The sequence below is a fragment of the Enterobacter sp. 168J2 genome (assembly GCF_034107265.1).
GTDB classification, from domain to species: Bacteria; Pseudomonadota; Gammaproteobacteria; order Enterobacterales; family Enterobacteriaceae; genus Enterobacter; species Enterobacter nematophilus.
This window is the reverse complement of record NZ_JAWNEB010000011.1, coordinates 100203-113837: the sequence shown is the minus strand read 5'-3', so window position 1 is coordinate 113837 and position 13635 is coordinate 100203. Positions and strand designations below refer to the sequence as shown.

Sequence of the window (13635 nt, the reverse complement as noted above, 5' to 3'; positions counted from 1 at the left end):
CCTCAGCGGCTTTTTTATTAGAACGAATACCGTAACCCCAGGCGGATCCGGTACTGCTCGCGGTTGTAGTCATTCCATCTGTCCAGCCACTGCAGTTCGAGGTACGGCAGCAAGTTTCTGTCGATCTTATAGCTGAATTTATTGGTAATTTCCCAGTGATGGTCTTTGCCATTCTTGCTGTGGTAATCATTCACCCGCTGGAAAAAGTGCGGCTCAAAGGTGTAGAAAAACGCATCCGTCACTTTGAAATTCCAGTAGTTGGCAAACTCGTGCGTGTCGTTCTTGTCCATCTGCCCGTTATAGTCCGGCGTATCGTAATTGTTATGGTTATAGCGATAGCGGAACGTCAGATTAAACCCGTCCGTAAATTTGTAGTTGGTATCTAAATATACCGCGCCACCGGACCCCGCGCTGCTGTCGTTAATCAACCCGCCGGGCTGGAAGGTGAGTTTGTCGGTCGGTTTAAAGAGCGGATACCACCCCTCTATTTCGTTATAGCTGTGCTTAAGCTCATCCCATTTGCCCACGTTATAGGCGTTGGTGAACATCAGCCCCGCGCCCATATCAAAGTTATAGCCCGCACGCAGGATCACCTCGTGCAGTTCAGAAGCCGTATTGTAGGCTTCGCGAGTTTCGACATAGGCCCCGGCAAAAACCGGGCAGGACACAGACGACACGATCAGTACAGTGATGATTCTTTTCATAATTTGTCCATGTATCAGGTACAGAAAGGCCTCCCTCCTGATAAACAGGAAGGACATAATGGCCGGATTTATAGTTATAAAGTGACTGCTGACGCTTTATTGTTGGTGGTTATCTCAGGGGTATTCGCGGTTTGTTTTTTCCGTTTTCCAATCTCCTCGATAATAAAGGCGAAGCGCGCTTCGTTGAGTTTATAAAACAGCCCCATGGTCACGGCGGCAACAATCGCCAGACCGCACGGCCAGAGGAAAATCAGCTGGCGCAACCCAAGCAGCGTGCCCGCGCTCTGCACCGCATGGGGAACGTAGCCGATCTGGGTCAGCATGATGCCGGGCAGGAAACCGGCGAGCGCGGCGGAGATTTTGCGCGAGAAGGTATAGCCGGTATAAACCGACCCTTCTGCGCGAATGCCGGTTTTCCACTCGCCGTAATCAACGGTATCCGGCACCAGCGCCCAGTTCAGGCTGTTTACAAATGCGGTGCCGAAAAAGGCCATGCAGGAAAAGAGCACGAACAGCAGGGAGCTGGTTCCCCAGAAGAAGTTCAGCACGTCGCCCACCGCCCACAGCGCCAGCCCGCCCAGATAGACCGGCTTCTTGCCAAAGCGCTTCACCGCGCCGGGCACCAGAAACACGCCAATCAGAATGCAGCCCATGCTGAAAAAGCCCATCCACGACAGTAAATGCAGGTCGTTCAGCACGTACTGGGTGTAATAGACCTGAATCGCCAGCTTGATGTTAAACGCGGCGAGAGTGCACAGGTTGGCGATGCACAGCACCAGCAGCGGCGGATTGCGAAAAATCGCGCAGAACGATTTCAGAATGCCGGGCTTATGGTGATCGGGCGTGATCTCCACGTAGCGCTCTTTTACCCCGCTGTAGCACCACCACATGCAGAACAGGCCGCCGGTGACGAACGCCAGCGCGGCCACCAGATAGCCGAGGGAGGGCTGGCTGACGAATAGCGCCTGGATAGGCATAAAGCCGACGGTGCAGAGCAACAGCCCCACCGTTGCGCCGCCCTGACGCCACGCCGCAAGCTGCGCGCGCTCGTTCGGGTTTTTGGTGATGGCCGGGACCATCGCACCGTAGGCGCAGTTCATCAGGCTATAGCAGAGGCCAAACATCATGAAGAGCACGGTGGCGAGAGCCGTTTTCACCGTCAGGCTAAAGTCGTTGGCCATAAACTGCGCCGTCGCAACCAGCGCCACCGGAACGGAGGCGTAAAGAATGAACGGCCTGAATTTTCCCCGCGCGCCGATGTTACGCCGGGAGTCCAGCAGCACGCCGGTCAGCATGTCGGTAAACGCGGTAAAAAACTTTGCCACCAGGAAAATAATGCCGCCATAGAACGCCGGCATGCCCAGTTCGTCGGTGTAAAACTTCAGCAAATACAGCGTGCCGATACACAGCATCAGGTTCGAGCCAAAATCGCCCATCCCGTAGGCGCACTTCTCTCGCAGGCTCAATTTCAGGGTTAACGGATCACTGTTATGTGTCATGGTCGATCCTCAGAGCGCCCAGCCGGGCGCTCTATCTCGTCATTTAGGCCGTACGTTTGCGCAGCTCGATCTCTTCAACAATGCGCACATACATCTTCTCGTTGAGGTTATAGAAGCAGCCCATCGCCACGATGGTGATGACCGCCAGCAGGCTCGGGTAGATAAATATCAGCTGCCGCAGCCCTTCAACCGTTCCGGCGGATTGCACCACGTTGGGCACATAGCCGATCTGGGTGAGCATGATCCCCGGGAAGAAGCCCGCCAGCGCCTGGGATACCTTCCTGAAGAAGGTAAAGCCGGTATAGACCGTCCCCTCGGAGCGCACGCCGGTGCGCCACTCGCCGTATTCCACGGTATCGGACACCAGCGCCCAGTTCAGGCTGTTCACAAACGCGGAGCCGAAGAACGCCAGGCAGGAGAACGCCACAAAGCTCACCGAGCCGCCGCCGAAGAAGTAGTTGAGCAGATCGCCCGCTACCCAAATCATCAGCCCGCTGATGTAGACCTTTTTCTTGCCGAAGCGCCGCACCGCGCCGGGCATCATAAAGACGCCGATAAAAATGCAGCCCATGCTGAAGAAGCCCATGTACGACAGCAGGATCGGGTCGTTCAGCACGTACTGCGTGTAGTAGACCTGAATGGCGAGCTTGACGTTAAAGGCACCCAGCGTGCAGAGGTTAGCGATGCACAGGATAAACAGCGGGCGGTTCCCGGCGATGGCGCGAAACGACTGCAGCAGCCCCGGCTTTTGCGCCGGATTTGCAGTCTGCGTCTCGACGTAACGCTCGGTCACGCCCTTATAGCACCACCACATAAAGAACAGCCCGAACAGCGAGAAGAGGGTGGCGGCAAAGATATAGCCGAGCTGGTCGTTGCCCTCGATCAGGTTCATCACCGGCACAAAGCCCACGGTACAGAGCAGCAGGCCCAGCGTGGCGCCGCCCTGACGCCAGGCGGCCAGCGAGGCGCGCTCGTCCGGGTTTTTGGTAATGGCCGGCACCATCGCGCCGTAGGAGCAGTTCATCATGCTGAAGAACAGGCCGTACAGCATAAACAGCACCGTCGCCATTACCGTTTTACCGGTGATTTCAAACGGCGTGCCGACGAAGTTGGCAATCGCCAGCAGCGTCACCGGAAACGCCGCGTACAATACGAACGGGCGGAATTTCCCTTTCGGGCCGATCTTGCGCCGGGAGTCGAGCATGATCCCGGTGCCCATGTCGGTGAAGGCGGTAAAAAACTTCGCAATCAGGAAGATGATCCCGCCGTAGGTGCCCGGCAGGCCCAGCACGTCGGTGTAGAACTTCAGCAGGTACAGCGTGCCGATATCCAGCAGGATGTTAGAGCCGAGGTCGCCCATCCCGTAGGCGAGTTTTTCTTTAAACGGCAGGCGCAGGGTTGCCGGATCGGAAGTATGTTGACTCATTATTGTTCTCCGTCTGCCCGCAGGTTTCCCTGCGGGCGAGCCTTATCAGATATGACGTAAGGTGCTAAACAGATCTGCCCATTCGCTGTGCTGGCGGTAGAAGACCGGCGGCTTGCCGAGCGGGGCATCAACGGTCACGTCACCGCCCTGGCAGATTTCCCCGGTCCACGCGTTGACCCAGCTGTCCTGCGGCAGATAGAGCGTCCAGTCGCGGCGCCCCTTTTCATGAACCGGCGCTACCAGCAGATCGCGGCCAAACAGATACTGATATTTCAGCGTGTAGGCGCGCGCGTCGTCTTCGTAGTGCAGGAACAGCGGGCGCATCACCGGCAGGCCGCTTTTCGCGTTCTGCGCGACGGCGGCTTTGATGTACGGCTTCAGGGTGGTGAAGACGGTGGTCATGCGCGCGAAGTGCGCGATGGTTTCCGCGTCGCCGTCGAACTGCCAGTTATCGCCAGGGCGGTTGCCCTCGTGGGTGCGCATCATCGGCGTAAAGGCGCTGAAGTCGCACCAGCGAAGCAGCAGCTCTTTGCTGCGCTTCATCTCGAAGAGCGTCGTATAGCCGCCAATGTCGCTGTGGTGCAGGCCGTGCCCGGTCATCGCCAGCGAAAGGGCCGCCGGTACGACGGACGCCAGACCGTCGTCCAGGCTCCAGTCGACGTTCTGATCCCCGGCCCACATCATCACCGAGTGCTTCTGGCTGCCGGTGTAGCCCGCGCGCATGAAGAACAGGATCTCCCCGAGCTTGCCGGTCTCCTCCAGCGCCTCGTAGTTACATTTCGCCCACAGGGCAGGCCAGGCGTTATGCATGATCTCCGCGCTAACGCCGTTGTGCAGGAAGGTGTCGGTCGGCAGGTATTCCCCGAAATCGGCCATCCAGCCGCCGCAGCCCAGCGCGATCAGGTTCTTTTTAATGACCTCTTTGTACCAGCCGTAGGCTTCCGGGTTGGTCAGGTCGATAACGCCCGCGTAGAACTCGCCGAACTCGACGTGGTAGTCCCTGCCGTCGGCGTCTTTGGTCAGATAGCCGCGCGTTGACGCCTCTTCGCATAAGTCGCGATCGCTGGCGACGTACGGGTTGATATAGGAGAGGAACTGCACGCCCTCCTGTTTCCACTGCGCGATACGTTCGTCAAGCTGCGGATAGAGCTCGCTGTTCCATTTCCAGTTCCACATCACGCGTTTGCCGAAGGAGGTCATGCGAATGCCGGACCAGTCCTGCGCCCAGATGCCGTTCACCTTCACGCCGCCCTGGCGCATAGCGTCGAGCTTCTGCTGGCACACCTCGGTGCCGCCCTGAATGCCCAGCGTCACGCCGTCGTAGACCCAGTCCGGCAGCTCTGGCTGGCGCCCCAGCAGGCCGGTGAGTTTTTCCAGCAGATCGACGTAGGTTTCCGCACATTCGAAGCGCAGCGTGGCGTTATCTTCCCAGAACGCCAGCTCGTGGAAGTCCGGCGCGCTGAAGTCGAAGTTCATGTAGCAGCTGTTATCCACGTGGCAGTAGTACTTCTGGGTGCTCACGAAGGTAGGCTGCGGGAAGAAGGTCCAGTAGTAGTCGCCGCCCGCGTTCTCTTTGCAGTCGGCCTGCCAGGTGACGTAGGTCTGCTTATTGCGACCCACGCCCTGCTCGCTGGTCCACAGCGGGAACGGCTTGCCGCGCAGATCGAAGTACGAGAACTGCTCGCCGCAGCCGTAGATATGATCTTCAGGCCGGGCCGCCAGCCGCAGCCAGATTCGGTTATGGCCGGGAGCATCATTTTTAAGCTTCAGCTCCAGACGGCCTTGTGCATCGACGCCCACCAGCAGCGTCGCGCTCACCGCATCGCCGCGGGTAAAGCGGATCGCCCAGCCCGCGCTTTGCTGCGTAACGGTCGCGTCCGTCAGGGCAATCTTTTCGTTGAGCTTGTCCTTAATGCTGAAATTGCCGCGAAACATCTCAATATCGGCCTCGCCTGCGCCGATCCACAGGCAGGGGGCATCCGCGGAGTGGGACAAAATCAGGCGGTTTTCCCAGCTGAGGGTGAAACCATTTTCATTATTTTTCAGATTTATATTGTGTAGGGTACGCATAAAAACTCCGTCTTTATTATTTGGCCAGGCTGTCCAGTAAACCAGCGGCTACGGCAGGGGCTAAGCCCGGCGCCAGCGGCAGGCGGGGGATCACCAGGCAGTGCAGCAGGTGGTAAATATCCTGCTTGCCGTCCCAGACTTTGGTGGTCACTTCGTTATTGGTGTCCAGCTCTTGCCACCAGGAACCGTTCTCGTAGTCCATCAGGTACTTGATGCAGTAATCCCACCACTTCTGATACCAGGCTTCGTACTGCGCCTCGCCGGTCACGGTGTAAAGCGCATATGCTGTGCCCATCGCCTCGACGATTGGCCAGCGCACGCGTTCGCGCACGATTGGCTTGCCGTCCCAGCCCACGGAGTAGACGAATCCGTCTGCCCCGTCGGGTGCCCAGGCGTCGCGGATAGTGGCGTGGAACAGCCCTTTCGCATCTTCCAGCAGCCACGCCGGCGGGGTTTCAAAGCGCGCTTCCAGGGCGGCGCGCAGGTGCAGCATCAGGCGGCCCCACTCGATCCAGTGCCCCGGCGTGCCGCCGTAGGCGCGGAAGCGGTGGGCAGGGTTATCGATGTTGTAGTCGCGGATCGGGTTCCAGCTGGCGTCGAAATGCTCGTTAACGCGGTACTCCCCGTTGCGCGCCACGTCGTGAATAATCACCGAGGCGATGCGCAGGGCACGGTCGAGCCATTTCCGGTCGTGGGTCACGTCATAGACGATCAGGAAGGCTTCCACGGCGTGCATGTTGGCGTTACCGCCGCGGTAATCTTCCGTTTTGCTGAAGGCCTCATCCCAGGACTCCAGGCACATCTGCTCCTGCTCGCTCCAGAAGTAGCGCTCAATCACCTCGATGGCATCGTCCAGCAGCCTGCGCGCCTCCGGGTGACCGGTGGTAACGGCGCTCGCCGCGCCCAGCAGCACGAAGAAGTGCTGATAGCCCTGCTTGGAGGCATCCATCACGCCCTCATCGTTAACGCAGGCGTACCAGCCGCCGTGCTGTTTGTCGCGCAGCGGGCCGTTCAGGGCATTGATGCCGTGCTCGACCAGGGCATACGCGCCGGGACGGCCCATGTTCGCCGCCACCGCGTACACGTGCAGCATGCGGGCGGTGATCCACAGATGGGTGCCCATATCGCTGCGAACCTGCCCGTTATTGCCCAGCCAGCCAAAGCCGGTCGGCACGGCGGCGTTTTTACCGAAATCGAGAATGCGATCGGTCTCTTGTTCGAGCCAGCGGTTATGGCTCAGGGTGTTAAACCATTTCATGTTTGGATCCTTTCTCAGCGGCGAGCCATCATTTCGTCGACGATCTCACCCAGACGCTGCAGTTTGGGTACAGATATATCGCGGAGCATCAGTTCGGTGTCCGGCAGGCCAATCACCGATGACCACACGGCGCGACCGGCTAAAAAGCCCGACGCACCCGCCTGCATCGCTACGCTCACGGCGCGCGGGAATAACTTTTCGTCCACGCCGGAGGAGAGGATCACCCACGGCATCGCGATGTTCTCGTTTAACCTTTGCGAGGCGGCCAGCAGCTCCTGCTGCGTGCCTTTGCCAAACAGCGGCATCTCCACTTTGTAGAGGTCGGCGCCGCTGTCGCCCAGCTCTTTCGCCGCGTCGATAATCGCCTGCTCGCGGTTAAACGCGGCGCCGCGACGCGGGGGACGCACCACCGGCTCGATAATGCTCAGCAGCCCGTTGTCGTGGCACAGGGTGTTGAACGCCTTCACCATCTCCAGACGCTGCTGCGGATCTTCATCGCTGCGCCACAGCACCAGCAGCTTCAGCGCCTTGCCGCCATCGCGTTTGACCGCCTGCGCGTCGATGTTCTTGTCGATCGCCACGCTGTCGACCGGAATACCGTTCCCCGGAATAAACTCGTCGGCGGCCACAATCATCGCGCAGCTTTCGGCAACGGCCTGCTGCTCCACGATCTGGCGATAGCAGAACTGCTGGTCGACGAGAATGGCAGAGGCGTACGGCGACAGAATCTTCGCCGCGTTAACCTTAAAATCCGTCAGGTGCTGGTCGGTTACCGGCACCGGCGCGCCTGCCGCGGCAAACATCAGGCGCATTGCTTCGCGCTGGTCCACGGCCAGCATCGCAAAACCGCCGGAAGGTCGGGTGATATCTTTCAGGGTGTACATCGTCATTCCTCAGTCCTTTCGTATCAGTGTGTTTTTTTCAGCCCGGCAGATGCGCGAACCTGTTCAAGAATGGCCGTCCAGTCTTCGCGCCCGCGCCCGGCGGCGCGTGCCTGGTTGTAAACTTCTCGGGAAGCCGCGCCGAGCGGCATCGGAACGTGGAGCTGGTTGGCCACGTCCAGAGCGATCCCCAGATCTTTATGCGCAAGGTCGATCATGAAGGCGGGAGAAAGATCCCCTTTTAGCACCTTGTTCGGCCATGAGGTGATAAAGTGGCCTTTACCCGCCGGCGTGCCGCTCATCACCTTCAGCGCCACGTCAAAGGAGAGGCCGAGCGCTTCACACAGTACCGCCGCCTCGGCGGAAAGCGCGTTCAGGGCGATGCTCATGTAGTTATTGATAAGCTTCACGCGGATGCCCATGCCCGGCCCGCCGGCGTTAATAAGCTCATTACCCATCGCCATTAATACGGGAGTGGCGCGCTCAACCTGCTGCGCCGTGCCACCCGCCAGCAGAAGCAACGTACCGGCGATGGCGTGGTCAGACGTGCGTCCGACGGGCACGTCCATCAGGCTAAAGCCGCGTTCAGCCATGTCGCGGATCAGCGCGTCGGTTTGTAGCGGGTGAATGGTGGACATATCTATCACCAGCGCGTCGGGGGATAGCCCCTCGCACACGCCGTACTTACCGAACAGCACGCTGCGCACCAGATCGCCGTTTGGCAGCATGGTGATGACGAATTCGGCGTCCGTGGCGGCCTGCGCGGGCGTTGCCGCCGCCTGTGCGCCGCTCTCCACCAGCGCCTGCACTGCCTGCGGGTTTACATCAAAGACGTTAAGCTGGTGGCCCTGTTTCAACAGATTCTTCGCCATTGGCGCGCCCATCTGTCCTAAACCGATAAATGCGATTGCTGACATGCCTCTCTCCTGTCACATCGTGTCAATTTTTGCGCGTTTGTAGTGTCTGTTTTTGATCGTATTTGTAATTTATAGTCAAAAAATTGACACGGGTCACTTTTTAAACATTTGATGAAATTAAAATGAAGACATCCGAAATCGCAGAAGGAATCACCATGACTCGCATCGTTTGTGTCGGCATAACCGTGCTGGATCGCATCTGGTATCTCGATGATTTACCTAAGGAAGGTGGGAAATATGTCGCGAAAGACTATACGGAAGTGGGCGGCGGCCCGGCGGCAACTGCGGCGGTGGCGGCGGCAAAACTGGGCGCGGAAGTGGATTTTATTGGCCGGGTGGGGGACGACGATACCGGCAGACGGCTGCTCGCGGAGCTGGAATCCCTGGGGGTGAATACCCGCTACACCCGCGTCTTTAAAGGCGCCCGATCGTCACAATCCGCGGTGCTGGTGGACGGCAGCGGAGAGCGCGTTATAGCGAACTACCCCAGCCCCGATCTCCCTGCCGCGGCAGACTGGCTGCGTGAAATCGACTTCTCGCAATGGGATATCGTGTTAGCAGACGTGCGCTGGCATGACGGGGCAAAGCAGGCGTTTACCCTCGCCCGTCAGCGGGGCGTGCCGACAGTACTAGATGCGGATGTCACCCCGCAGGATATCGCGGAGCTGATCGCCTTAAGTGACCACGCGGCCTTTTCCGCGCCGGGACTGCGTCGCCTTACGCAGCTGGACGAAACAGAAAATGCCCTGAGAAAAGCACAAACGCTCACAAATGGACATGTGTACGTCACGCAGGGGCGAGACGGCTGCTTCTGGCTGGAAAATGACGCGCTGTGCCATCAGCCCGGCTTTGAGGTGAACGTCACTGATACCACCGGCGCGGGCGATGTTTTCCACGGCGCGCTGGCGTTCAGCCTGGGACAGCATTCCACCGCCGCAGACGCCGTGCGTTTTGCCAGCGCCGTTGCAGCCCTGAAATGCACAAAGCCCGGCGGGCGCGCGGGTATACCCGACTGTGATCAAACCCGCTCTTTTTTGTCACTTTTTGTATAAAATGCGGGGCGTGATGGTTTTCAGAGGACAGCCCATGAGCCTTACCGAACTGACCGGCAACCCGCGTCACGATCAGCTGCTGACGCTGATTGCTGACCGCGGATATATGAACATTGACGAACTGGCACAGCTGCTGGACGTGTCGACGCAAACGGTGCGCCGGGATATCCGCAAGCTCAGCGAGCAGGGGCTGATCACGCGTCATCACGGCGGCGCGGGCAGGGCATCCAGCGTGGTGAACACGGCGTTCGAGCAGCGCGAAGTGTCGCTTACCGAAGAGAAGCGGGCGATAGCCGAGGCGATTGCGGACTATATTCCCGATGGCTCGACCATCTTTATTACTATCGGGACCACCGTGGAGCACGTTGCCCGGGCGCTGCTTAACCATAATCATCTGCGCATCATCACCAACAGCCTGCGGGTGGCGCATATTCTTTACAAGAACCCGCGCTTTGAAGTGATGGTGCCGGGCGGCACGCTGCGCCCGCACAACGGCGGCATTATCGGGCCTGCGGCAACCGCCTTCGTGTCTGGCTTCCGGGCAGATTACCTGGTGACCAGCATCGGGGCGATTGAGCACGACGGCGCGATGATGGAGTTTGACGTTAACGAAGCCAGCGTGGTGAAAACCATGATGGCCCACTCCCGCCACATTCTTTTAGCGGCCGATCATACGAAATATACCGCTTCTGCGGCCGTTGAGGTGGGTAACGTCTCGCAGGCTACTGCGCTCTTCACCGATGAGATGCCCGGCTCGGCGCTGCAAAATCATCTCAAATCCAGTAAGGTTGAAACGGTGCTGGCCTGTACCAGCGACGATATCGCCTGAAGCAAAAAAGCCGCTGATTTCTCAGCGGCTTTTTTGTTATTTGAAGCTGTATTTCACCCCCAGCATCCCCTGCGTATCGCGGTAGCCTTTGTCGCCTATCTGCTGAGCCACGTTGCCCCATACGCTAAGCTGCGGGGTAATCTGCCCCTCAACGCCCGTCTTTAACTCACCAATATTGCGCGTACCGCGCATCTCATTGCTGACGTCATCCATGCGAATGCGCGTGGTCTGGGTATTATGGATCCAGTTCGCCTCGATAAACGGCTGGAAGTTTCGTGATTTACCGTCATCCATCGCGTTATGTCCGCTGATGTAGGCCTTCACGCCGAGACGCGTCATCAGGTTCCCCTGGGTTTCGTCTTTCACCCGCGTACCGTTACGCTCGCGATGGTCGTCAGCCTGCACGTCCATCCAAACGGCCTGCGCCTTCGGCTGGATCCAGTAGCTGTTGCGACCGCTTTCTCCCACCTTAAGGCTATAGCCTGCTTCGACAGAGGCGGTCACGCCGCTGGAGCGATAATTCTCAGTGGCCTGATCCTGCCCCATGACCTTATTGTCAAACCAGTTATACAGCACCCAGCTATCTACGTAGGTGCCGCTTTTATCGGCTTCGTTTGCGTACCAGGTACCGTACAGACCTACGCTATAGCCATTCACTTCGCCACGTGAGTGGTATCCGGTCAGGCTGGAAGCGCTTCGGCTCTGGCTGTTACCGTAGCCTGCCATCAGGCCAAGATGCCAGCGGTCCAGGCCGTCGCTGCTCCACTGGGCGACATCGCCGCCCAGCTGCAGCACGTAACGGTTAGCTGTCGTTTTTAGCTGGCCGCTGCCGTCGTTGAAACGCGCATGCCCGCCGACGTTACGCATCCACAGGCTCGTCACTTTTTGCTCGCCGGTGAGCATGTCGGTGTACTGCGTTTCACCCAGACGATCGTGCAGGCGGGTCATAAACAGCGTATTTGCCGCATAGCTGTTTGCCTGATAGCTGCCAAATTCCGGACGATACTGATGCTCGCTTTTCGGCGGCGCAGGTGGCGGTACCGGTTCTTGCGGCGGAATCACCGGGTCGACGGGCGGATCTACCGGAACGACAGGCGGGTCGACGGGGTCAACAGGGGGATCCACCGGGTCAACAGGCGGGTCGACGGGGTCGACCGGTGGGTCTACCGGGTCAACTGGAGGATCTACCGGGTCGATCGGTGGGTCAACGGGTTCAGCCAGGCTGGTCAGGAACCAGTTCTTACCTTTCTGCACAACGTTATAGTCATAACCTCCCGCCACGATACGGCTGGCTTTTTCAAACGTACCTTCCGAGTTGCCGCCAACGCTGACAATTTCAATCCCTTCAACGGTTTGTGCGCCAGTACCGCCAATGTTATTCACTTCCACCTCGGTGTGACCGGAGGTGTTGCCTGCAACGATAAGTTTGTCCGTTTCTGAGGTATCGTCAAACAGCACGGTATTGAAAACCAGCTTGCCGCCGTTGCCGATGTAATCCTCGTTGACGGTCAGGGTCTGCCAGGCCGCGTCCTCAGCATGCTGGAAATTTATCGTGCCGCCCGCATTCAGGGTCAGGCTGGTCAGCGTTGAGCTGTCGCGCATATTCCAGACGGCGTCATTCATCGTAAGCGCGAGAGTACCGGTCCCGGCAGCGTTGCTCTCTATGTAAGACGCTCCGTTCCACAGCGAGCTGTTACCCATTGTCAGCGTAATGGTACTGTTTTGTGCCGGAAGGGTACTGGTGGCCGCGACGCCGCCTGCGGCGAGGATATCGCCGTTAAGGATGAATTTTCCGCCCGTGGAGGCATCAATAATTCCACCGTTGCTGGCGTTCAGGGCATAGCTACCGTTGTCGCGCTGGCCTGCGGTGGTAATGGTTGCCCCACCGTCGAGCGTTATCACGCCGCGTGACCAGGCATACATCCCGTGCGGCGCCTGGGCGGAACTGCTGGTTTTCTCGCTGCTGTTGACCGCAATGGTGACGTTATCTCCCACATTTACCGCTGCTGTGTACGCGTAGATACCATGCGCGCTGGCACCGTTGGTGGTGATGGTTGCACCTTCATCAAGAGTGATGGTTGACGAGCCGGTAGAATACACCCCGGAGGCACTGGCTGCGTCGGTGGTAATGGTCGCTTTTTTTCCCAGCTCGATTCTGGAGGCAGAACCCGCATACAGGCCGTAGGCCGAGGTACCGAACGTTTCGATGGTGGCCTCATCTCCCAGACGGACGGATGAGCCGCTCTGGTTAGTACGTATCCCCTCGGCGTAGGTACCCCGCGTTACAATATGCGCACGATCGCCGACGATAATGTTATTTTTAGCTTTCGAGGCGTCATTCAGCGCATAAGCGCTAATACCGCGACCGGTACTGCCGGTGGTTTCGATATAAAGATCGTCACCCACATAAATATTGGCGGAGCCGAGAGAGCCCTGACTGAAGGAGCTGTACCCGGCATTAATGCCATCGCCGCTTTGGCCATTAACGTAAATGTGGGTGCGGTCGCCGGTAATGATAAACACCGGGTTATTCGGCGTGTTCATACCATGGGTACGAATACCGTCGACATCTTTACCGTTATTGGCGGCCACTTTTGACTGGGTACGAATAGTCAGGTCGTCACCAAATATCACTCCCGGGCTGCCGGACGTGGAGTTCTGGATAACGGTCACGGAGTGCTCGAAGGCTTCCGCTCCCGGCCCTTCAAGGGTAATCCCATCCCCGTAGACTGGAATATTGCCCGGACTATACTGGTAGACATAGTTAGGATCGCTGGTATTTTTGCTAAAGTTCGCGTTGGCCGTTGCAGGAATCAGCGCCTGTATTTCCGCAGGCAAATCCGTTACTGCTCCGGTGGCAGGTAAATTAGCAAAATCGATAACTGCTGCATTCGCGGTAAATAGCGCTGACGAGAGTGCCAGCGAAATCGCAACGGCGACAGGTGAATGTTTCAATAAATATGGCATAACTGCCCCCTTTCTTTCAGGCGTAAAACATC

The 13635-nt window shown here is 58.3% G+C and carries 10 protein-coding genes; 2 read left to right on the top strand and 8 right to left on the bottom strand.

Annotated elements, in window-relative coordinates; all coding sequences use genetic code 11:
* Positions 1–17 precede the first annotated feature (17 nt).
* The 7 genes from ompL to yihU form a co-directional block, all read right to left on the bottom strand.
* A complete protein-coding gene (ompL, locus tag USG84_RS20740) occupies positions 18–704 on the bottom strand; it encodes a porin OmpL (protein ID WP_151412553.1) in 687 nt (228 codons plus the stop codon).
* A 74-nt stretch (positions 705–778) separates the two neighbouring features.
* Positions 779–2203 (bottom strand): MFS transporter, encoded by a 1425-nt coding sequence (locus USG84_RS20735; protein ID WP_151412552.1) that lies wholly within the window; start codon positions 2201–2203, stop codon positions 779–781.
* A 43-nt stretch (positions 2204–2246) separates the two neighbouring features.
* On the bottom strand, positions 2247–3629 hold the full coding sequence (locus tag USG84_RS20730) for an MFS transporter (RefSeq protein ID WP_151412551.1): 1383 nt from the start codon (positions 3627–3629) through the stop codon (positions 2247–2249).
* 45 nt (positions 3630–3674) lie between these two features.
* Positions 3675–5699, bottom strand: coding sequence for an alpha-glucosidase (locus tag USG84_RS20725; RefSeq protein WP_253543452.1), 2025 nt, complete (start codon positions 5697–5699; stop codon positions 3675–3677).
* A 16-nt stretch (positions 5700–5715) separates the two neighbouring features.
* On the bottom strand, positions 5716–6957 hold the full coding sequence (yihS, locus tag USG84_RS20720; RefSeq protein WP_320727841.1) for a sulfoquinovose isomerase: 1242 nt from the start codon (positions 6955–6957) through the stop codon (positions 5716–5718).
* Between the two features lie 14 nt (positions 6958–6971).
* On the bottom strand, positions 6972–7847 hold the full coding sequence (gene yihT / locus USG84_RS20715) for a sulfofructosephosphate aldolase (protein ID WP_253543450.1): 876 nt from the start codon (positions 7845–7847) through the stop codon (positions 6972–6974).
* Between the two features lie 17 nt (positions 7848–7864).
* Entirely contained in the window at positions 7865–8755 is an 891-nt protein-coding gene (gene yihU / locus USG84_RS20710; RefSeq protein WP_253543449.1) for a sulfolactaldehyde 3-reductase, read from the bottom strand.
* 155 nt (positions 8756–8910) lie between these two features.
* On the opposite strand from yihU, the gene USG84_RS20705 reads away from it, so the two are divergent.
* Positions 8911–9807, top strand: coding sequence for a sugar kinase (locus USG84_RS20705; RefSeq protein ID WP_253543448.1), 897 nt, complete (start codon positions 8911–8913; stop codon positions 9805–9807).
* A 34-nt stretch (positions 9808–9841) separates the two neighbouring features.
* A complete protein-coding gene (locus tag USG84_RS20700; protein ID WP_151412561.1) occupies positions 9842–10636 on the top strand; it encodes a DeoR/GlpR family DNA-binding transcription regulator in 795 nt (264 codons plus the stop codon).
* A 36-nt stretch (positions 10637–10672) separates the two neighbouring features.
* On the opposite strand, the gene USG84_RS20695 is transcribed toward USG84_RS20700, so the two are convergent.
* A complete protein-coding gene (locus USG84_RS20695) occupies positions 10673–13603 on the bottom strand; it encodes an autotransporter outer membrane beta-barrel domain-containing protein (protein WP_151412550.1) in 2931 nt (976 codons plus the stop codon).
* Positions 13604–13635 lie beyond the last annotated feature (32 nt).

Coding starts and splice junctions, on each gene's coding strand:
- USG84_RS20725 (WP_253543452.1), bottom strand. CDS start 5,699: ATGCGTACCCTACACAATATAAATCTGAAAAATAATGAAAATGGTTTC.
- USG84_RS20695 (WP_151412550.1), bottom strand. CDS start 13,603: ATGCCATATTTATTGAAACATTCACCTGTCGCCGTTGCGATTTCGCTG.
- yihT (WP_253543450.1), bottom strand. CDS start 7,847: ATGACGATGTACACCCTGAAAGATATCACCCGACCTTCCGGCGGTTTT.
- USG84_RS20705 (WP_253543448.1), top strand. CDS start 8,911: ATGACTCGCATCGTTTGTGTCGGCATAACCGTGCTGGATCGCATCTGG.
- USG84_RS20735 (WP_151412552.1), bottom strand. CDS start 2,203: ATGACACATAACAGTGATCCGTTAACCCTGAAATTGAGCCTGCGAGAG.
- USG84_RS20730 (WP_151412551.1), bottom strand. CDS start 3,629: ATGAGTCAACATACTTCCGATCCGGCAACCCTGCGCCTGCCGTTTAAA.
- yihS (WP_320727841.1), bottom strand. CDS start 6,957: ATGAAATGGTTTAACACCCTGAGCCATAACCGCTGGCTCGAACAAGAG.
- ompL (WP_151412553.1), bottom strand. CDS start 704: ATGAAAAGAATCATCACTGTACTGATCGTGTCGTCTGTGTCCTGCCCG.
- USG84_RS20700 (WP_151412561.1), top strand. CDS start 9,842: ATGAGCCTTACCGAACTGACCGGCAACCCGCGTCACGATCAGCTGCTG.
- yihU (WP_253543449.1), bottom strand. CDS start 8,755: ATGTCAGCAATCGCATTTATCGGTTTAGGACAGATGGGCGCGCCAATG.